At 47.1% G+C, this 19,936-nt stretch carries 16 protein-coding genes; 4 read left to right on the top strand and 12 right to left on the bottom strand.

The window, feature by feature from the left end; genetic code table 11:
- Positions 1-156 precede the first annotated feature (156 nt).
- Complete coding sequence (gene psaD, locus DSM107010_RS16685; RefSeq protein ID WP_015156676.1) at positions 157-585, bottom strand: photosystem I reaction center subunit II; 429 nt, start codon at positions 583-585, stop codon at positions 157-159.
- Between the two features lie 206 nt (positions 586-791).
- Positions 792-2,798 carry a DICT sensory domain-containing protein gene (locus tag DSM107010_RS16680; RefSeq protein WP_106544357.1) on the bottom strand — a complete coding sequence of 669 codons (2,007 nt, stop codon included), beginning with the start codon at positions 2,796-2,798 and terminating at the stop codon, positions 792-794.
- Between the two features lie 481 nt (positions 2,799-3,279).
- On the opposite strand from DSM107010_RS16680, the gene DSM107010_RS16675 reads away from it, so the two are divergent.
- The 4 genes from DSM107010_RS16675 (at position 3,280) to DSM107010_RS38485 (ending at position 7,493) form a co-directional block, all read left to right on the top strand.
- Entirely contained in the window at positions 3,280-4,305 is a 1,026-nt protein-coding gene (locus DSM107010_RS16675; protein WP_106169756.1) for a glycosyltransferase family 4 protein, read from the top strand.
- A 447-nt stretch (positions 4,306-4,752) separates the two neighbouring features.
- Positions 4,753-7,068 (top strand): amylo-alpha-1,6-glucosidase, encoded by a 2,316-nt coding sequence (locus DSM107010_RS16670; protein WP_015156679.1) that lies wholly within the window; start codon positions 4,753-4,755, stop codon positions 7,066-7,068.
- A gap of 150 nt (positions 7,069-7,218) precedes the next feature.
- Positions 7,219-7,311 (top strand): cytochrome b6-f complex subunit PetN, encoded by a 93-nt coding sequence (petN, locus tag DSM107010_RS16665; RefSeq protein ID WP_015156680.1) that lies wholly within the window; start codon positions 7,219-7,221, stop codon positions 7,309-7,311.
- Positions 7,312-7,319: 8 nt separating this feature from the next.
- A complete protein-coding gene (locus DSM107010_RS38485; RefSeq protein ID WP_158265857.1) occupies positions 7,320-7,493 on the top strand; it encodes a hypothetical protein in 174 nt (57 codons plus the stop codon).
- Between the two features lie 38 nt (positions 7,494-7,531).
- On the opposite strand, the gene DSM107010_RS16660 is transcribed toward DSM107010_RS38485, so the two are convergent.
- From DSM107010_RS16660 to DSM107010_RS16615, 10 genes are all read right to left on the bottom strand, one after another.
- Positions 7,532-9,082: an alkaline phosphatase D family protein gene (locus tag DSM107010_RS16660; RefSeq protein WP_127023403.1), complete on the bottom strand. Its 1,551-nt coding sequence runs from the start codon at positions 9,080-9,082 to the stop codon at positions 7,532-7,534.
- A 198-nt stretch (positions 9,083-9,280) separates the two neighbouring features.
- Positions 9,281-9,961 (bottom strand): hypothetical protein, encoded by a 681-nt coding sequence (locus tag DSM107010_RS16655; protein ID WP_015156682.1) that lies wholly within the window; start codon positions 9,959-9,961, stop codon positions 9,281-9,283.
- Between the two features lie 42 nt (positions 9,962-10,003).
- Positions 10,004-11,038 (bottom strand): response regulator, encoded by a 1,035-nt coding sequence (locus DSM107010_RS16650; protein ID WP_106168224.1) that lies wholly within the window; start codon positions 11,036-11,038, stop codon positions 10,004-10,006.
- An 18-nt stretch (positions 11,039-11,056) separates the two neighbouring features.
- On the bottom strand, positions 11,057-13,603 hold the full coding sequence (locus DSM107010_RS16645; RefSeq protein WP_106168223.1) for a hybrid sensor histidine kinase/response regulator: 2,547 nt from the start codon (positions 13,601-13,603) through the stop codon (positions 11,057-11,059).
- Positions 13,604-13,605: 2 nt separating this feature from the next.
- Positions 13,606-16,347 carry a methyl-accepting chemotaxis protein gene (locus DSM107010_RS16640; protein ID WP_127023400.1) on the bottom strand — a complete coding sequence of 914 codons (2,742 nt, stop codon included), beginning with the start codon at positions 16,345-16,347 and terminating at the stop codon, positions 13,606-13,608.
- Positions 16,344-16,838 carry a chemotaxis protein CheW gene (locus tag DSM107010_RS16635; protein WP_106168221.1) on the bottom strand — a complete coding sequence of 165 codons (495 nt, stop codon included), beginning with the start codon at positions 16,836-16,838 and terminating at the stop codon, positions 16,344-16,346. The genes DSM107010_RS16640 and DSM107010_RS16635 overlap by 4 nt, the downstream gene beginning before the upstream one ends.
- 30 nt (positions 16,839-16,868) lie before the next feature.
- Positions 16,869-17,234, bottom strand: a complete 366-nt coding sequence (locus tag DSM107010_RS16630; RefSeq protein ID WP_015156687.1) for a response regulator transcription factor — start codon at positions 17,232-17,234, stop codon at positions 16,869-16,871.
- A 322-nt stretch (positions 17,235-17,556) separates the two neighbouring features.
- Entirely contained in the window at positions 17,557-17,904 is a 348-nt protein-coding gene (locus DSM107010_RS16625) for a hypothetical protein (RefSeq protein WP_106168220.1), read from the bottom strand.
- 283 nt (positions 17,905-18,187) lie between these two features.
- A complete protein-coding gene (locus DSM107010_RS16620) occupies positions 18,188-19,360 on the bottom strand; it encodes a n-acyl-d-glucosamine 2-epimerase (protein WP_106168219.1) in 1,173 nt (390 codons plus the stop codon).
- A gap of 83 nt (positions 19,361-19,443) precedes the next feature.
- Positions 19,444-19,935 carry a P-loop nucleotide/nucleoside kinase family protein gene (locus DSM107010_RS16615; RefSeq protein ID WP_106168218.1) on the bottom strand — a complete coding sequence of 164 codons (492 nt, stop codon included), beginning with the start codon at positions 19,933-19,935 and terminating at the stop codon, positions 19,444-19,446.
- Position 19,936: the final 1 nt, after the last annotated feature.

The raw sequence follows: 19,936 nt of genomic DNA, 5'->3' as shown, positions 1-19,936 counted from the left end.
GGAAAACTGAAAAAAGTAAATGTAGGGTGGGCAATGCCCACCCCACTCAGAAAGTTTTATATTATTGCCTTTTTTATCAACAAAAAACAGAGACTAGAAACTAAAAACTAGAAATCGTAATATCCCTAGCCCCTAGTCTCCAGTCCCTAGCCCCGATTAGGGTGCGTCGTATGGCTGTACGCCACTGAACTTCAACTTGGCTGGGCTGGGGTTGCTGCCAATGTTGCGATCGACGTAACGTACTTTTGGACGACCTTGGTTGACTTTTTCTGGGAAGACACCATCAGCGGGATGGATCATCTGAGTTTCCCCATTAGGATAAACTCGATAGATTTTGTAGTCGTTAATTTTGAATTTCGCCCGCAGTTGTTGCCCGCCCAAAGCGATACCATACTCTTTGCGAGCAATTTCTAGCTTATTTTTGCCCTGCCTCATGATGGCTGAACCACCTGTAGGCATTTCAAAAACTTGCTCCTTGGGGCTAGTCCAAGTGATAACGTATTTTTCTTCTCTTTCTGCTTTGGTCAGCAAGCCACCAGTGCCGCCGCCAAATATAGGTGTTTGTCCCTCAAGTGTTTCTGCCATAGATTTCTCTCTCAAGGTTTTTAGGGCATCCTATCACTGAGATAGCGTCTATTTAGCCACTATGTAAGGAACTGTAACAGTTATCAGGGAGCAGGGAGCAGGGAGCAGGGAGCAGGGGGACAAGGGGGACAAGGGGGACAAGGGGGACAAGGGGGACAAGGGGGACAAGGGGGACAAGGGAGAGACCAATGACCAATGACCAATGACTATTCCACAGTCGGAATAGTGAAGTGAAACGTACTACCTTTGTCTTTTCCTGCTGATTCTGCCCAGATTTTCCCGTTCCAGCTATTGACAATTTGACGACAAATTGCTAAGCCTAAACCCGTACCTCCTGCGGTGCGACGGAGCGCGCCTTCTTCTTGGTAGAAGCGATCGAAAACAATTTCGAGCCGATTGGGTTCAATACCGCGTCCGGTATCGGAAACGGTAACTTCTAGCGTTGTGCCACCATTGGTACGCGCTGCGATCGCGATCTGTCCTGTGGGAGGCGTAAACTTGCAGGCGTTATCCAACAGTTTAGCGATTAACTCTACCAACCAGTCTCCATCAACCCTAATCAGAGGAAGTTGGACTGGAATTGTGCTGACGATCTGCGGTAAATCTTCTGGGTTAGAACGGGTGCGGACGCGGCTGAGGGCAAGCTCGACGCACTCATCTAAGGGTAAAGTTTCAGGATGCCATTCTACCCGTCCGCTTTCTAAGTTGGAGAGGGTAAGAAAATCTTGGACTAATTTGCGCATCCGCTCGGAGTCGGTAAGAGCAGTGCTGAGCATGACTTGCCGCAATTCTAAGGGCATATCTGGCTCGGTGGCAAGGCTTTCCAAACAAACTTGGATCGTCGAGAGGGGGGTACGAAGTTCGTGTCCAGTAATCGCGATGAGGTTGCTGCGGGTGCGATCGAGCGCCTCTAATTGCTGGTTGAGGTCTTCTAGATTTGCGTAAGCTTCGGCTTGAATCAATGCTGCGCCTACCTGAGTGGCGATTGCTTCGACTAAAGAAGTTTCATCTGCCGTCCACTGGTGTGGTTGAGAACCACAATAATGAGATTCGACTATTCCCAATAACTTACCTTGGTACAACACTGGCATTAACAACCAAGAACGAATATCCAGCTGTTTTACGAGCTGTTGTAGCAGGGGTGAATCAGTCACGCGGGTGTCAGTTTGAGTATCGACAATACAGATCGATCCTTGCTGACAGGTCATTTCTTGAAATAAGGGATTTTTTTGTAAAGGCATGACTTTTCCTACTACTGAGGAAACGCCAGGTTGTAAATATTCGTGGGCGATCGCCACCCTATCATCGTTAGCTTGGGCGCGATAAATCAAGCAACGGCAGGCAGCCAGGGCAATTCCCAATTCGCGAACTGCGACTTTCAAGATTTCTTGGGGATGTAACGGTAGTCCGGTGGCGCTACCTTTGCGAATCGCAGCGGTAATCGAGTTGATGAGGCGTTCTTTCCGTTCTTGGGCAGCAATCGAGCGGTAGGCTTTGAGTAATTTGTACTGTCCGGCTTGCAGGTACGTTACTAATCTCTGGACGAAAGGATTGGTATCGATCGCCGCAGGATCTAGCGAGGGTAAAGTAATGGGGGCAGCAGTTTTAGACTTTTTCGCTGACGATCGCCTTTGTGGAAATATACCGAAGCGATCGCGCGCGAGTTCGATTTTAGGGGCTAATTCTGGTCTGTAATGTAAAATGCGTTGAAGTAACAGCTCGGCTGCGATACAGCTAATTTGTCGCTCGGAAGTCCAGATACCTTCAAACTGGCGGGTGGGATCCATATCCACCGCTGGTAAATGAGGTGAGGGTTTAATCTGGACTATGCTGGGGCGTTCGCGACAAATCAGGCAAGTGCTATAATTTTGCCCGATCGCGACGAGATGCCATTCTTGACTTAATGATTCTGTTGGATCGAAGGCGATCGTTTCGTAGTATTCGGAAGCATTCGTAAAATCTGTCTCCGGTGCTGCTAGTACGTAGACTTGATTCGTTTGCCGAGCAAGGCGTTTGTAGCGGTGGGCTTCTTGACGATAGAAGCGTTCCCGCTGAAAGCTAGCAATCAGCAACGGTTGGTCTGAAGTCGAAGCAAGCACTTGGTCTTCCATCGCATGGGACAAAGCCGTTAAAGAAGCTTTGAAATAAACTTGGGGTCGCAGTTGGGGTACTGCTACTAGCAGATCGCTTAGCACAGAAGTCAAATTGCTCATGACTGTGTTTGTCGATCGCGTTACCTGCGTACCACCCTGCCAGGAGAACTAGGAAGCGCGATCGCTGCTTGCTTGCATCGAGGGTTCTCTATCAACCATCCTACCGATACTGGGGACTAGGAGCTAGTAGTCAGTTATCAGGGAGCAGGGGGAAGAGAGCTGAGGGAGCGATCGGGAGCTGAGGGAGCTGAGGAGCATGGGGGAGAAAATACCAAATACCAAATACCAAATACCAACAATATCCTTAGATAGATAGATGTTGTAAAAGTCAAGTAAAAATAGTATAAGTTAATCTTTAGAACTAAAAATTCTAAGTATATAAACCTATAGAGGGTTGCATCTAGGCGAGTTTGTGCCTTTTATTAAAACTTATTAAGCGACGAGAGAAATCTTCTGTCGTTTGCGAGTCAGAAGGCTGCCAAAGGAAATTGGCAGCATTCTTCAGATCGATTTGTAGTTACTGCTCAATTACCAGAAAATAATGAAAATCGCTCAGATTGCTCCTCTGTGGGAACGAGTCCCACCCTTTCGCTACGGTGGTATTGAATTAATCGTTAGTTTACTAACTGACGAATTAGTCCGGCGCGGTCATGAAGTCACGCTGTTTGCCTCTGGTGACTCGATTACTACAGCTCAGCTCAAGTCAGTCCACAATAAAGCATTACGTCTCGATCCCAGTGTCAAGGAACCAGGGCTTTACGAGCAAATGATGCTGTTTGAGGTTTTTAGCAACGCCCATCATTTTGACATTATTCATTCTCATGTTGGCTGCGCTGCCTTGCCTTACACTGGTTTTGCTAAAACGCCTACGGTACATACAACTCACGGTATTTTTACGCCTGATAATGAAAAGATGTTTCGGCGTTTTGCTTGGCAACCATACATCAGTATTAGCGAAGCGCAACGAGAACCTCGTCTAGGGTTAAATTACATTCAAACTATCTATAACGGTATTGATACCTCTATCTATCCGTTTCAGGCTCAACCTAGTCAACCAGCTTATCTGGCTTTCGTCGGTCGCATATCTCCTGAAAAAGGTCCGATTGAAGCGATGAAAATAGCCCGCGCTGCTGGTTTACCATTAAAAATGGCTGGCAAAGTCGATCCGGTGGATCGAGAATATTTTCGCGATCGCGTTGAGCCATTAATTGACGGTGAGCAAATTCAGTACCTTGGGGAAATATCTCATGAAGAGAAGGCTCAGCTTTTGGGTGGAGCTACAGTAACTTTGTTTCCGATTACCTGGCGAGAACCGTTTGGTCTAGTCATGATTGAGTCAATGGCAACAGGCACGCCTGTAATTGGCATGGGTTTGGGTTCCGTACCAGAAGTGATTGCTCATGGTAAAACAGGCTTTGTTTGTCATTCTCTAGAACAAATGGTGGATGTGATTCCCGATGCGATGAAAATAGATTGCCAAACATGTCGCGACTATGCGATCGATCGCTTTAGCGTCCAAGCGATGACGAGCGCATATGAAAAGGCGTATCAAACTTGGAAGGGGTAGGGGAAAAGTCAAAATTGAGCAGACGATGGACGGTTGACAGTTGATGATGAGTGGCTGGTGGCTGGCGACTAGTGACTAGAAACGATTCTAGCCACCAGCCACTAGTCACTAGTCACTGATAACTGTTTGCCTTTGTTACTTTATGAGTTGACCCCTGGATTGAAAGCTAAGATTTTTTAACTTTATCGCAAACATCTTTAATGAGTTGTATTTCTATTTAAGATCTGCTTACAATAATTTACATTGTTCAAATTAGTGTAATTAATTATTGCTGACGCTTATAGAAATTACAGATATAAGCTGCAACTTTAAGCGCAAAAGTCGTAGAGAAAAAGTTGTTGCTGAAGGTGGTAAAGCCAATAAAAAAATTGCGATCGCACGGTCTACTAAGAAGTTTGATAATAATAAAACTGGGTCGCACACCTATAACAGCAAAAAGCCTTTGGTATGACACTGGATACGATAGCAACGCAAGACAGAGTAGAAATAAGTGGTAGAGTATTCGTTCCCGCAGAACAATTGCCAATTCCAGAATGGCCCTGCGTGTTGAGCGAAAGACCACAACCGACTTTGACGATTAAAGACGACGATCTATTTTTGGTGACAGATACGCTAGGAAATATTGCTGGCGGCTGTTATAGCGATGATAGTGCAGCTAGCATGGGGTTATTTTGCTGCGATAGCCGATTTCTAAGTCGCTTAGAATTACAGATTGAGGGGCGATCGCCTGTTTTACTCAGCAGTACCGCCGATAAAGGGTTTTCCCTTTCTGTCTTATGTACTAATCCTACAGTAGACAATCGATTGAAAGCTGACACCCTTGGCATTCGTCGCGAACTGGTTTTGAATGGAGCACTATTTGAAGAAATAGAAATTTCCAACTACAGCACGAGTGCCGTCAGCGTTTCTATTAGCCTGAGTTTTGATGCCGATTTTGTCGATTTATTTGAAATTCGCGGCTTCAATCGAGAAAAGCGCGGTAAATTGCTACGGCTTGCCGCAGTAGATGGAAGACAGAAAGAGAAAGGAGACAAGGAGGACAAGGGAGATAAGGGAGCAATTACCAATTACCAATTACCAATTACCGATTACCAACCTCCAGAAACGCTCACCCTTGCTTATCAGGGTTTAGATAATTCCATCATGGAATCGCGGTTGCAGTTTCAACACACTCAGCCAGATTTATTCAAAGGCTATACGGCAATTTGGCAGCTAGACTTGGCTTCCCACGAAACCAAAAAGCTCGGTTATCGATTGTCAATGGCAATTAACGATCGCTCAGCTTCTACCGTTCACGCTCCCAATACATTAGTCCAAGCCAGAGCAGCGGAAGACTCAGAGGAACTGCACTGGTGTCAGCAAAGCACGCAAATTCGCTCTGACAAAGCTGATTTCAATCATGTCGTCGAGCGAGCTGAGCAAGACATGTATTTGCTACGGCAATCTTTTGGCAAGTATAAAACTGTTTCTGCTGGCGTACCTTGGTTTTCTACTCTATTCGGACGAGATTCGCTGATCGCGGCGGCTCAAACTTTAATGTTAAATCCGTCGATCGCCCGCGAAACTTTGATTTTACTCGCAGCTTATCAAGGCAAAATTGAAGACGAATGGCGGGAAGAGGAACCAGGCAAAATTCTACATGAAATCCGCATGGGAGAAATGGCACGTTGCCAGGAAATCCCCCATACGCCTTATTACGGTACGATCGATGCTACTCCTTTGTGGTTAATGCTCTATGCGGAATACTTTGCCTGGACTCACGACTTAGAAACCCTAGATCGTTTGTGGTCAAATGCTTTAGCAGCAATGGATTGGATCGATCGCCGCCTCAAACCAACAGGATATTTATCCTACTTCCGCAAGTCACGCGGAGGTTTAGCCAATCAAGGTTGGAAGGATTCTGGCGATTGTATAGTTAATCGTCAAGGAGAACTAGCCACAGGGGCGATCGCTCTATGCGAAGTGCAGGCTTATGTCTATGCCGCAAAAGTGCGACTGGCAGAAATTGCTCGGATGAAGAAGCGGCTCGATCTTGCCGAAAAGTGGCAGGATGAAGCCAGAGAGCTGAAAGTTCGATTTAATCGCGATTTTTGGCTGTCCGACCAGGATTTTTGCGCATTGGCGTTGGATGGGGAAGGCAAACCAGTCGATAGTATTACCTCTAATCCCGGGCATTGTCTGCATCTAGGCATTTTTACACCTGAAAAAGCCTACAGCGTTGCCGAACGGCTCCGAGCGCCTGATATGTTTAACGGTTGGGGAATTCGCACTTTAAGCAGTTTATCCCCCGCCTATAATCCGATGGGCTACCATCTCGGTTCGGTTTGGCCTCACGATAATTCTCTAATCGTACTGGGACTGCGATCGCTCGGGCTAGTGGATCAAGCCTTGGACGTATTTCAGGGGTTATTCGACATGACACTTCAGCAACCCTACCAGCGTCCACCAGAACTATTCTGCGGCTACGAACGCAATGGCGATCGGGCTCCCGTCCAGTATCCCGTGGCTTGTTCTCCCCAAGCTTGGGCAACGGGAACCATTTTTCAGTTATTGCAAACAATTATTAATCTCGTACCTGATGCCCCAAATAATTGCTTGCGAATCATCGATCCGGCTTTACCAGACTCCATCAATCGCCTATCCATACACAATCTACGTGTCGGTCCTACCTTACTCGACCTAGAATTCGAGCGTGCTGGCAATACGACTGCCTGTCGCGTGGTCAAAAAACGCGGTAACCTGCGTGTGGTGATCGAAGCGTAAGAGAATTGGTTGTTGATGAGTGGCTAGTGGCTAGTGACTAGAATCTTTTCTAGTCACTAGCCACTAGCCACTATTCACTGATAACTGATAACTGATTCCTAGTATGATGAACACTAGAGTTGTTTTGTGAATTTGTTGTAACAGATTGTTATGGACGCTATTTTGACACTGGGTTGGGTTGGATTGCTGGTAACTTTTACTTGGTCTATTGCTATGGTCGTTTGGGGTCGTAACGGACTGTAATAAATCCCGTGGATACAATACCAGTTTTCAACATTCTGGCGATCGCGGCGTTTGGTCTTTTACTGGCGGTCACTGGTGGTATCGGCTACCTGACACTGGTAGAATGGCGCGATCGCCGTCGTCGCGATCGGGAAAACAAAGAACTTCGTCGTTCTAGCAAGGCAAAGAAACAACGAAAGTGAATTCTGAATTCCGAATTCTCCTCACGTACCACTTACTCCTAGCTCCTCACCCCTAATTTCCCATTCTCCACGACGAATGAAGCGAGCGTTCTCACACTGGCTTCGGGTTGGCGGATGGTTGAAACGATCCGATAGTTGGTGACGAGGCGATCGCGTGTCAAGTGGCATCGAACGTACCCCCGATAAGTTCCGTTAAAAAATTTGGTGTGGGGGTTTCTGCTCATCGCGATCGTCGCCGTCGGAATAAACTGCTTGGGAAAATTGGAAGAGATAGAAGTGCCGACAAACTCAGTGCCAACGGTGGGGGAATTAGGATTTTTAAAGTCAAGTTTGAGGTCGTGTACCCAACTGGAATGCACGTCGCCTGTAATCACGATGGGGTTAGCAGGTTGGCGTTGCGCTAGAAATTTCAGCAATCGCTGACGCGCTTCGACATAGCCGTCCCACTGATCGAGGTTGAATAACTCCGAACGAGAGCGCGGATCGACATCGAATTGAGCGAGTACGGTTTGTTGAGCAAGAATATTCCACCGTGCTGCGGAGCGAGTTAAGCCTCGAAATAACCATTGTTCTTGCTGGTGTCCCATCATCGTTGCATTAGCAGCGAAAGCTTCCTGACAGCGAGATTTAAATCCGCCGCCGCAGGGCTGCTGAGTCCGGTACTGGCGCGTATCTAAAATATTGAATTGAGCTAAGTCACCAAACGTAAAGCGCCGATAGAGCTGCAACCGAGAGCCTTGGGGTGCGCGATCGCGTCGTAAGGGCATATGCTCGTAATACGCTTGGTAAGCAGCCGCCCGCCGTCGCCCAAAAGCAGATGGCGAGTCACCGAAGCTAGAGCGATCGCCTGCATAGTTATTTTGTACCTCATGATCGTCCCAAGTCACGATCCACGGAAAGGCAGCATGAGCCGCTTGGAGGTTGGGGTCGGTTTTATATAAAGCGTAGCGGTTGCGGTAATCGGCAAGACTAACAGCGGCGGGAGTACGGTGCGATCGCACGCTATCGGTGCGGGAGCCGCCATCATAAATGTAGTCCCCTAGAAAGACGACTAGCTCCACATCTTCCTTGGCTAAGTTTTGATGCGCCGTATAATAACCGTTCTGCCAATCTTGACAGGAAGCAAAAGCAAAAGTTAGTTGTCCGAGTGCCTCATTCAGCGCGGCAGTGGTGCGCGTGCGTCCAATTGGACTTTCGGCATCCCCTGCTTGAAATCGATACCAATACCAACGTCCGGGTTGCAACCCTTCTACCTCAATGTGGACGGCATGGGCGAATTCTGGAGTGGCGATCGCTTCTCCCTGCTGGAGGATTTGCCGCATATTTTCATCAGTTGCCACTTGCCACTGGACGACAACCGATTCGGCAGGCATCCCGCCACCTTCAAGCGGATCGGGTGCGAGGCGCGTCCAAATGACGACACTCTCTGGCAGTGGATCGCCGGAAGCTACGCCCAACTTAAACGGATACTGGGAGAATTTCGGTTTCGCGATCGCCGTTTTTGTCTGCCACTGACTCGCGATCGTTCCAGCCGCCAAAGCCGCTGCACCAAGCAGCAACTCCCGCCGCTGCAATTTGTTATTTGTCATTGGTTATGGTCACTGGTCACTGGTCACTGGTCACTGATAACTGGTCACTGGTCATTGGTCATGTATAGTTATTCTCCCTTGTCCCCCTTCGCCCCCTAATCCCCACTCCCTTCGGTCGTGGGGTCCCCGAGTTCCCCCTTGTCCCCCTTGTCCCCCTTATCTTTCCCTGCTCCCTACTCCCTACTCCCTACTCCCTATTCAGCGCGACAGTAATTGTACGATTGTTAAGCCAAGGGCGATCGCTACTGTCAAGCCAGTGATCGTGGTAAAGTTGCGGATCATTTGTAACTGGCGTTCGGTGTCGCGCAAAGAGGATTGCGTCAGACGCAATTCTGTTTCAAGGTTTTGTTGTTTTTCAAAATATTGGGGACTAAAGCCAGCTTGCTCTAATTTTTGAATAAAATCTTCTAATTCTGCATTTAATTTAGTATCGACAATTTCGCTAATCGCCGCGTGCGTTGCCTCGTCAGCCGTCCATTCTTGCCAAAAATGCTTCAGTCGCTTCGATACCTCTTCCCGTAATTCGCTGACTTGCTTGGCGAGTTCGGCATTATAGTTACTTAAATGAATATCCGCGCTACCGAGTTCGTCTTGTAAATGTGTTAATTCTCCTTTAAATTCTCGCCAACGGACATCAATTGCAGTTTCGATCGCCGCTAGACGTAAGTTAACATCTGTTTCTAAGTTGATGAGGTCTGCTTTATTTGCTTTGACCTGTTCTAGATTTGCTTGTAATTGTTGGTATGATTGCCCTAGAGCGGCAAATTGAGCTGGAATTTGTGTGAGTGAATCTAAGACAGCAAATGATTGTTTGAGGCGATCGCGCAGCTCTGTTAGTTCTTGTTCCACAGACAATAGTTCGGTCAGATTATTTTTCATAAGATTTTTTTGACTCAGGCTTTAATTTGGACTTTAAATAAATTATCCAAAATTCTTCAGTTGCGCCAAACTTTGACGAAGAGCAATGATTTTCTCGTTCAAAGCATTGCAGTTTTCACTGACGGCACGAAGATCCCTGATTTGTTTTAGGACTAATAAAGTGCGATAAGGTTGGGAGCTATTGCCAAATAAGCGCAAAGCTTCTGTAAGTAAAAAAGATAAATCTTGGTTCTGGTTCCAAGGAGCATTGATATGGGTCAACCAGTTAAAGGCAGTAGCTGGATCGACATCTACGCCTGCTTGGTAAAATAATAGTAAATCATCAGACGACAATTTCTGGTCAATTCCTGCTTGAAAGCCGACACCGAGATGTCTTAGGGCTGCATTGCGGTCTGGTGAGTGGCTCTGAGACGATAAAACGCCAGCTAGGTAAAGGGCAGATAAATTGAGTGGTTTTTCCCACAGCTGTTGCTTAACGTAAGCTAGCAATTCTTCTACCCAATTTTGACTGATGGCAAGGTGAATCGTTTCTGATAAAGACTCAGGATCGAAACGATCTAATTGTTGTTCTACCTGACGCTGCCATAGCGACAGCACCTTAGTCTCCGCAGCTACAGTCGTTTTGGCAATTGGCATCGCTTGGATGCGCTCGATATTCCGTCCTGTAATTTTGCCGCTAATTTTCTCCAGTAACCCAGGACCAATTTGAGTGTATCCTTTGTGTACGGCACGAATCACGTTGACCAGTTCTTCGGCAGGAGTGTCTTTCAACAGATAACCCTTGGCTCCAGAACGCAACGCTTCAGCTAAGTATTCCTCGTCGTCGTAGCCGCTAAGAACGATCGTTTTTGTAGCTGGAAAGCGTTCGGAAATGATGCGCGTTGCTGTCACTCCGTCCATTCCTGGCATCCGAATATCGATCAGCGCGATATCGGGGTTGAGCATGTCTACTTGTTCGATCGCCGCTTGACCGTCGCTAGCACTGCCGATAATATCCATCTCAGGATCGAGTTCTAGCAATGCTTTCAGCCCTTGGCGAATCAGTTTTTGATCGTCTACCAGCAAAATCCGAATCATGCAGCAAACATTGACAAGTTAAAGGGTGGTGACTGGCAAGAGGTTGGCGATCGCTTGCAGTAAGTCGTCCGTGCAAAAGGGCTTGGTAAAATACTCCGTCGCACCCAGACCGAACGCTGTTTGCCGATGCCACTGATTTTCCCGCGAGGTCAATACGATGACTGGGAGTTTTTGCCATTGGGAGGAAGCACGGATTTCCCGTAGTAAGGATAACCCATCTACGCGGGGCATCTCCAGATCGGAAATGGCTAGGTCGAAGCGTTCCTCTGAGGAAGAGAGCTTTTCTAGAGCCTCTTGCCCATCACGGCACTGTACTACTTTATACCCTGCTGCCGTGAGAATCCGCTCTAAAATTCGCCGAAATGCGATCGCGTCATCTACGATCAAAATTTTGGGAATCTCTTCAGTTGTAGCTGAAAATGTCTCCTGTCGGCTGCTTTCTTGACGAATTGTTGCTGGTGCGACCGAAAACTGAGATAGCAGTTCTTGAAACCGATCGGGTGAGAGAACGGGAACGATTTCCCCCGTACCCAGCACCGTACAACCGAGCAGGTAATTCGGAACTTTCACTGTAGCGTCAAAAGGCTTGAGAACTAATTCTCGCTCTCCCAACATCTGATCTACAGCCAGCACGACTGTCTCTGCCTCAATCTCCAACACGAGTCCCAAACGTTGGTCTAGTTCGGTAGCGTTAGCGAAGCTTAACGAAGTTATCGCCCCGCGCCGCCATTGGTAAGGTAAAAACTGTGGCAGATAGTACAGTCGAGCTGGGAGATTGCGCCAAGCGATCGTGCTGCCGTGCTGCAATCCCGTCCCGTATTCCGACAAGACGACAACCTCTTTAACCTGAGAAGCGGGAAACGCCAAGGTTTGCTGCTGGCATTTACACAATAGCAGCGGCAAAATATTTAAGGACATGGGAATGCTAATGGTAAACTTAGTTCCTTGCCCTGCTGTAGTTTCCACGCCAATCGTCCCACGCAAGCGCTCGACTTGCAGGCGAACGATATCTAGTCCTAAACCGCGCCCTGATAAAGTCGTAACTGTGGTGGAGGTGGAAAAACCAGAACGAAACAAAAATTCCAAAATTTGCTCTGAAGAGAGTACAGCAGTTGAGTCGCACAGTCCGAGTGCTTCAGCTCGTTGTCGCACTGCGGTCAAGTCAATCCCGCGCCCGTCATCAGCAAGAGTAATAATCAGTTGATTACCTTCAGTTACAGCAATCAGACTCATCCGCGCTATGGGAGATTTACCACTTGCCTGCCGCTCTGAAGCAGATTCGATCCCGTGGTCGAAAGCATTGCGAAATAGATGCAACAGGGGAATTTTCAACTGTTCGAGGATCGCCCGATCGATCGTGGTTTCCCGTCCTTCGATCGCTAACTGAACGGATTTGCCGTAGCGTTGGCTAAATGATTGTTGGGCAGCGGCAAACTGGTTTGCTAAGCTGCCAAACTTGACTAGGCGCGACTCGGTTAAATCTCCGCGTAAGTCGTCGAGTTGCTGGCGTAACTCTACCAAAGCTTCCCGCATTTCTAGAGAAATAAATTCCACATCCGCCCTAGCTTCTTGCACCTGGACGATCAGCTCTTGCAATTCTTGTAAAGAATTAGATGTGGGTATTTGGTAGTCGGTCGTCAGTAGTTGGTAATTGAGTGGTGCGTGGGCAGAATTCGGAACTCGAAAGTCGGAATTTGGAATTAATTTTGAATTTTGAATTTTGAATTTTGAATTTTGAATTGCTCCCTCAGCTCCCTGGGCTCCCTCAGCTCTCTTTCCCCTGCTTTTCCTGCCAAGTACAGCAAGTTGGTTGTACAAAGCTTGCATGTCTTCGCTAAGAGGGTTGAGCTGGGCAGCCCGCTGTTTTAAAGTTAGATCGACCTGATGCAGCTGTTCTTGGTACAAAGACAACCGTTCGTAACTGATAAACAACTCGCCGATGGTGTTATCGATCCGCTCTAGTCGCGATACGGGTATTTTTAAATTTAAACTGCGGATGCCGGAGGCGATCGCCAGGGAATCGTTCAGGAGTTGGGAATCAGTAGGAGGATGCGGTGCGCTCGGATTGAAGGTTTGGGAGTTGAGCAGCAAAAATTCGTCTCCAGTTGCCTCAGCTCTAGGACTCGGTGGCAGCGATTGCAAAAAATTTTCAATTGCTGTTGTTGTAGGTAGTAAGGTCGTTGCTTCTAAGCGATCGACTCCTTCGGGATTGCCGATCGCCGTGACAATCAAGCTACCGATCTGTTCGATGCTCAGGGAGATCAACTCATAGGCTAACTCCTGCTGCTCTACCCGTTCGTGCTGTAAGGCTTGTAATAGGTCTTCTAGGTGATGGGATAGGCGGCTCAGGGTGGTAAATTGAGCGATTCCCGCTCCACCTTTAAGGGAATGAGCTGCCCGCAGCATGGTAGAGTATAACCCGCTCAAATTCACCTCGGGATCTGTTGCTTGCAACTGGCGAATTCCCTGTTCCAAGACTGACAATTGGTCTGGGGCATCTTCGTACAGGAAACAAGTGCGTATTTCTTGAGTAATTGCCTCTAAGCTTGCAGCATCCAGCACCATAGTTAATCTTCTACTCGAAATCGGGACACGGAAAGTTGGAGTTCGCGGGCGACCTCAAGGAGTTCCTGTAGCGTAGATAGCACGGCAGCAGATTCGGTCGAAGTTGTTTGGGCGATCGCTGCTACTGTTTGCATGGTTTGATTGACCATACAGGAGTTATCTGCTTGAGAAACTGTCCGCACGGAAATTGATTGCAGCAATTGGTCGATTTCTTGACCGATCTGTGCCATATCCTGCAAGTTGGTTTTCGTTCTTGTCACCAGTTGGGTTCCTATTGCTACAGAGGCGTTGCTAACTTCCATCGTTTTTAACACATCGCTGGTTCCTTGCTGGATAGTTCGCACCAATCGGTCAATTTCTTTAGTTGCGTCTGTGACTCTTTCTGCTAAGCGTCTGACTTCATTAGCCACGAGGCGAAACCCTTTACCATTTTCTCCAGCTCTCGTTGCTTCGATTGCGGCGTTGAAGGCGAGGACGTTGGTTTTTTCAGAGATTGTCGAGATAATGCTGACGATTTTAGAAATTTCTTGAGAAGATTCCGCTAGCCGTTTGGCTTTTACAGTTGTCTCCCAAACATTGGCGCGGAGTGTTTCCATGCTATTGACAGTCTCGTCCATCGTTCGATCGCTATCTTGGGCTGCATCTAGTGCCTGACGAGCGATGGTGGCGGCGGTTTGGGCGGAACTGGCGATCGCTTGAATCGACTGTTCCATTTCTTCTACCGAAGTCAATGCTTCTGCCACTGTTTCGGCTTGGGTGTTGGCTTCACAGGCAAGTTTTTCTACAGAAGCTTCGCTGTCTACGGCTGAAATTTGCACCTGTTCGGCGGCTGATTTAACTTGCAAGACTATCTCGCGCAAGCTGGCAATAACTGTATTAAATGCATCAGAAATTGCGCCTGTTTCCCCCTGCGAGACTTTAGCTCTGACAGTTAAGTCGCCGTGTTTGACTGTTTCCGTCTCTAACAGCAAGTTTATCATGCCCCGCTGTAACCTTTCTTTTTCCTGACGCTGGCGGGTTTCTGAGGTGCGCATTGCCTCTAGGTTCGCTTCAATGTTTGCCGTCATCGCATTTAATTGCCGCGCTAGAATGCCTATTTCGTCGCCGCGCTGAGAATTTTCTAATCTCTCTCCCTGCTTGCCCTCACCTACTGCCTGAGCGAATTCTGCTAGTCGTCTGAGCGGGCGGGCAAAGGTACTAGCAATTGGAATTGCCATCAATGCTGCTATTAATAGCATTCCCGCTCCAATTCCATAAGCTGTTTTTTGCTGTTGGGCAAGCAGCTCGTCTAATTCTGACATTGGGCGAGCTACAAAGGTCATGCCTACAGGCTTGGCTTTGGTCGGATTGAGTTCTTGCTGGTGGTCGTACAATGGTAGGTATATGCCCAGATATTCTGCACCAGCAATTGTTGTTTTAGCAATAACTTCTTGTCCTTTACCGAGAACGGTGGCGGCTATAGCTTGAGGAGATCGCGTGCCGATATCTCGGGTTTTGCCGTCGCTAGCCGGAATGTTAGAGGAAATTCGCCAGTCTTGAGCATAGACTGCTGAGATGGGAATGCCCACCCGTTGTTTTAGACTATCGTTATTTAAAAAGTTCCGGTTTTCCACTGAGGCGACAATGACAGTACCCACGACTCGATTGTCGATTTCGATCGGGTGGACGACGACACCCACTAAAGCAGCTTTCCCACCATCAATGCTGGATTGACTCGCAGTTGAAGGCTGTGCTGCTTGAGCTGGCGACTGTAACCTGATATTTGCTTGTTTGTCTTGCCCCAAACGTTTGAGAAAATCTCCCTTCCATAACTCCATGCCTTGCAGCGTTTTGCCCGTGCGCAAGGCATTTTGAACGATGGGAATATCTGCCACATTTATCCCCAAGGGCAAGGACACGGGCTGATATTGTGGTGAGAGTTGAAGTTGTTCGGCGGAGGGGTTGAACGATACTGGGGATAAGGTTTGAATGTATTGGGCTACCGTTCTACCCCGAGCATCGGTGACAATTCTCAAGTTTTTTTCTACCGAGTCGCTTTCATCAGAAACTTTCAAACTCTCCATGTAGGTTTGCAATTGCTGTCGATACGCACTGACTTGGCTTTGACTGTTCAAATCGATCTTCAAAGTTTCGACGAGCCGAGCGATCGTATCTGCCTCTGTCTGTGCCTCGTCCACACTCCACATCACGTAGTCTTCAGTGAAGTACGACCCGTCCCTTTGTAATGACTGCTTGGCTTTTTGCAGTAAGGTGTCTCGGGTGACTGTGACAATTCCTTGGGTGATGACGACAATTGGGAGAGCAGTGCTAATTATTAAAACAATGGCGAGTTTGGTGCGGAAGTTGAAGTGTTGCCAGGCGTTGGTAACTCTACTGCCAGCTACTCTCATTCTCAGCATGAGTGGCTGTGGGCTAACAGTGCTTTCCAGCCCCTCTCCCAAACTTAATTTGGATTCTGACAGTGGTTTGCCCGTTTCCGAGCTATTCGCCTCTCGCCACCCATCAGATCTTTCTAGAGTTTCCAGCGCCTTTCGCGCCACAGAGCCGTAAATCCCATCGGGATCTTGCGCGATCGCTTCTCGGTAAAATGCGGCAGCTTTGATAACATCTCCCGTCTGCTCTAAGGCATTCGCGAGCGTAATTTTATTCACCAAATCTTTTGGTTCGCGTTCGACTTCTGCTGCTAGCGCCGCAATGTGCTGTGGCGTGGGCAGATTTGGATAACTTTTGCTAGATGCTGTCATGGATGTACTGAGGTGCGATCGCAGGTGGATAGAGCCGTAAAAATAGCATTCACATTCAGGGCAGTTACGGGGCGTTCGATCTGGGCAACACCAATGCCATAGAGCTTTAAAGCTGGCGGAAATTCTGCCGGTACGGGTTGAAACTGCTGCGGATCGAGCGAGACAATTCCCTTGAGCAGCGACACCACGCAGCCGACTTGCCGCGAATCTTGCTCTCTTGACACATGAGCGCTCCCGTTCAGCACGACAAGAGTTAAGTTGGTCTTGGCATGAGCATTTCTGACCGAACTAACTAGCCCCAACAACCCGCTTAAATCTAGTATCCACAACAACTTACCGCGCTGGTTTGCTACCCCTAACAATGTTGATGCTACGCCAGGGATGGGGCAAATTTGCTCTAGCGTTAAGGTTACTACACCTACCGTCTGTTCCAACGGTAATAACAGTTCGATTCCCGGCGATAGCTGAATGTGAAAGTATTCGGTGAGCATTAGAGCCAACTAGGCAGTGGAATGCGGTGACTAACTGAGATGACTACAAACTGTCTGGACTAGATCGAGTGGTGCAAAAGGTTTAGCAATATAAGCATCTCCTCCTTGACGTAAAGCCCAAAACCGATCGAATTCCTGATCTTTCGAGGAACAAAAAATAATTGATATATCTTCAAATGTCGGACTAGCACGCAGTTGGCGACATAAATCGAGTCCGCTGATCCCAGGCATAACAATATCTAATACGATCAGATCTGGTCGGTGGTTGGCTGACAACCAGTGCAAAGCAGATTCTGCCGAGTCAACACAAACCACATTTAAGCCAACTTGTTGCAATAAAGCCACTATCAACCGTCGATCGGTCGGGCTGTCTTCAACAACTAAAACGGTTTTCATCTATAAATTTCAGCTAAAGTAAAAAATATCTGGTTGTAGTTGTTGATAGTTGACTTTTTCTAGTTTTCCACCGTGGAAGTAAAATTGGGTTTTGTACTTACTAGCTTATATTTGTTCAGGTGTTAACTTACACTCCTAAAACAGGAAATTATCAAAATTTTGTAAATTTGTCTAGAGATAGCAGCAGATCTTAACCGTAAAATTGTATACAGGCAAGTAGCGAATAGGTAGGTTTCGGGTAGGGGGCAGGAAAGAATTTATACTAATTACTCACCCCTCCCTAACCGTCACTGACTACTCGCTAAACTACCGACTCGCTCATTTACGGGTTATCGATAATGACTTGAATCCCTCGGTCAATTGTTGCATCTGCTTCTGCTGGTGTAACTGGTCTAGGGGTAAATAAATCTCTTTGTACTGGCTTGATTTGGATTGCTCTAGGGGCTGGCAGTTTGGCGGGAGCAGGCGATCGCCTTGTTGTGGTTTCTAGTTCTATCGTGCCTAAAATTTCTGCATTTCCTCGGGCGATCGTTCGTTTCTGTAAACTTTCAACTGTTGAGATGTTATTGATACCAGAGTTGACCTCTGTTTGAGCTAAAACTGGTTGACCCAAGGCGGCTGTTACTAGCAATATAGCAGTTGCAATAAGAGAAAATCGTAGGTAGAGCATAGCTTTAGCTTGTCAAAACAAGCGCGAGGTTTGAGTAAACTTCTACACTCCATAGGTCGGCAAATAAGTACGTATATTGCAGACACGCACTAACCTAATTCGCACCACCTCTCATTTCAATTTTAGTTGTGCTTTTTAGATTAAACTTATAATTTTTCTTATGGTACTAAAACCGCTCTATAAAAATCTGTATCCAGACTCACTAAGTTTCTCTGTTATTTGTGAGGAGAGTCGAGAGTCGAGAGTCGGAATTAACTGGTCACTGGTCAGGAGTCACTAGTCACTAGTCACTGATAACTGAAAACTGCTGCCAACAAAGATAGAGCGCTCTGGGAACGTGGAAACAACCTTTCCATTTGCCACCTTTAAGGTTTAATAAGACTTGTCCCTGGCGATCTAAGTAACCGAACCATTCGCCATATTCAGGATCGGCAAAATGCGACCAAGTGTAATCGTGCATTTTTTGATACCACTCCCAACACGCTTCGCGTCCCGTCAGGCGATATCCCATTACCAGTGCTACCAATGATTCTAAATGCACCCACCACAGTTTTTGATTCCATTCCAGTTGCTGAGGTGGATGTCCGTTAGCATCCATAAAATAGTATAAGCCACAGTATTCGTTATCCCAGGCAAAATTGAGAATGTTGAGGATTACGTCAACTGCTTGGTTAATCGTTTTCGGATCGTTGTGGCGGCGTGCAATATCCATGATGAACCACATGGCTTCAATCCCATGACCGGGGTTAATGAGTCTGCCATCAAAACAGTCAATATGGGAACCATCTGGAGTCACGTTTTCATACATTAAGCCGCGATCGCGATCTAAAAAATCGGTCATGACTTCGCGCACGGTGACAGCTAAAATTTCCTCTAGGCGATCGCTGGGTAGCAGCCAGTCCATTTCTAGGGACAAGTTGGCTAAGATCATCGGTACTGCTAGCGATTTGAGCAATCGCGTCCCAGGATAAGCTTTGTTATATTTGCCTTTGGGGTTATTCTGGCGGCGTAAAACGTTGTTGTAAGCTTGCAAGGCGACATCTTTTGCCCAATCCTCTCCTGAAGCTAAGGCATATTTACTAAATGCCATTGCCGCGAAGCAATCAGAAAAGATATTGTATGGCTGTACCAGAGGATTACCAGCGCGATCGAGAGCAAAGTACCAATTACCTTCAGGATCTCGTCCGTGTTTTGCTAGAAAATTTGCACCGTTTGCGGCAATTTTGAGCCACTCTGGACGTTTTTCTAGTTGGTTATACAACATGGAAAAGATCCAGACTTGGCGATTTTGCAACCAAATAAACTTGTCGGTATCGTAAACATTCCCCGCGCGATCGAGACAGGTAAAGTAGCCGCCTTGCTCCCAGTCGATTGAATGCCGTTCCCAAAAAGGAATTACGTCGTTGAGCAGAGCGTTTTTGTACAGTTCAGCTAATGCTTGAAAATCTTGCTGCATAAATCTTCGGATAGCACGAGGGAGCGATCGCCACTAATTATCACCTTGCTATAGATAATTCACAAGAGCTGGATCGCGTATCTTCAAGAGCGATCGTAGATGACAATATTAAATTGCTCATCCTCAGAAGGAGGCTGAAAGTATTTGGTTATTTCCTCAAAAACTGTATCGCTGACAAAAGCTGATTCCGATTGATTTTTACTTCGCTCTTTTAATTGACGTTTGCAAAGGTCATCAGTTGCGTTAATGAAGTATAGCTTGTGGGCTGCATTAGCTTTCTCAAACAATCCGCGAAACCACTTGCGTTGGTTGATTGTGTTGGCTGAAAAATCTAGAACGACCGATATTTCTCTAGAGAGAAGATCGCTGATATGGGATGCAATCGCAGTCCGAAGGCGTGGCGAGTATTTAATATAGCTGGGAATATCGACAATTTCATCAGGATAAAGTTGAGCAAGTAGCTCATCTTCAACGAAAAGAATTGCGTTGTATTCTTTGGCTATCTGCCTTGCTAACGTAGATTTTCCCGCAGCCATTTTTCCACAGAAGAAAAATAGAGTTGATTTGGTACTCACT

Origin of the sequence: Chroococcidiopsis cubana SAG 39.79 (genome assembly GCF_003991895.1) — a bacterium.
In the GTDB taxonomy this organism is placed as follows: domain Bacteria; phylum Cyanobacteriota; class Cyanobacteriia; order Cyanobacteriales; family Chroococcidiopsidaceae; genus Chroococcidiopsis; species Chroococcidiopsis thermalis.
This window is presented reverse-complemented; position numbering and strand designations above follow the sequence as displayed.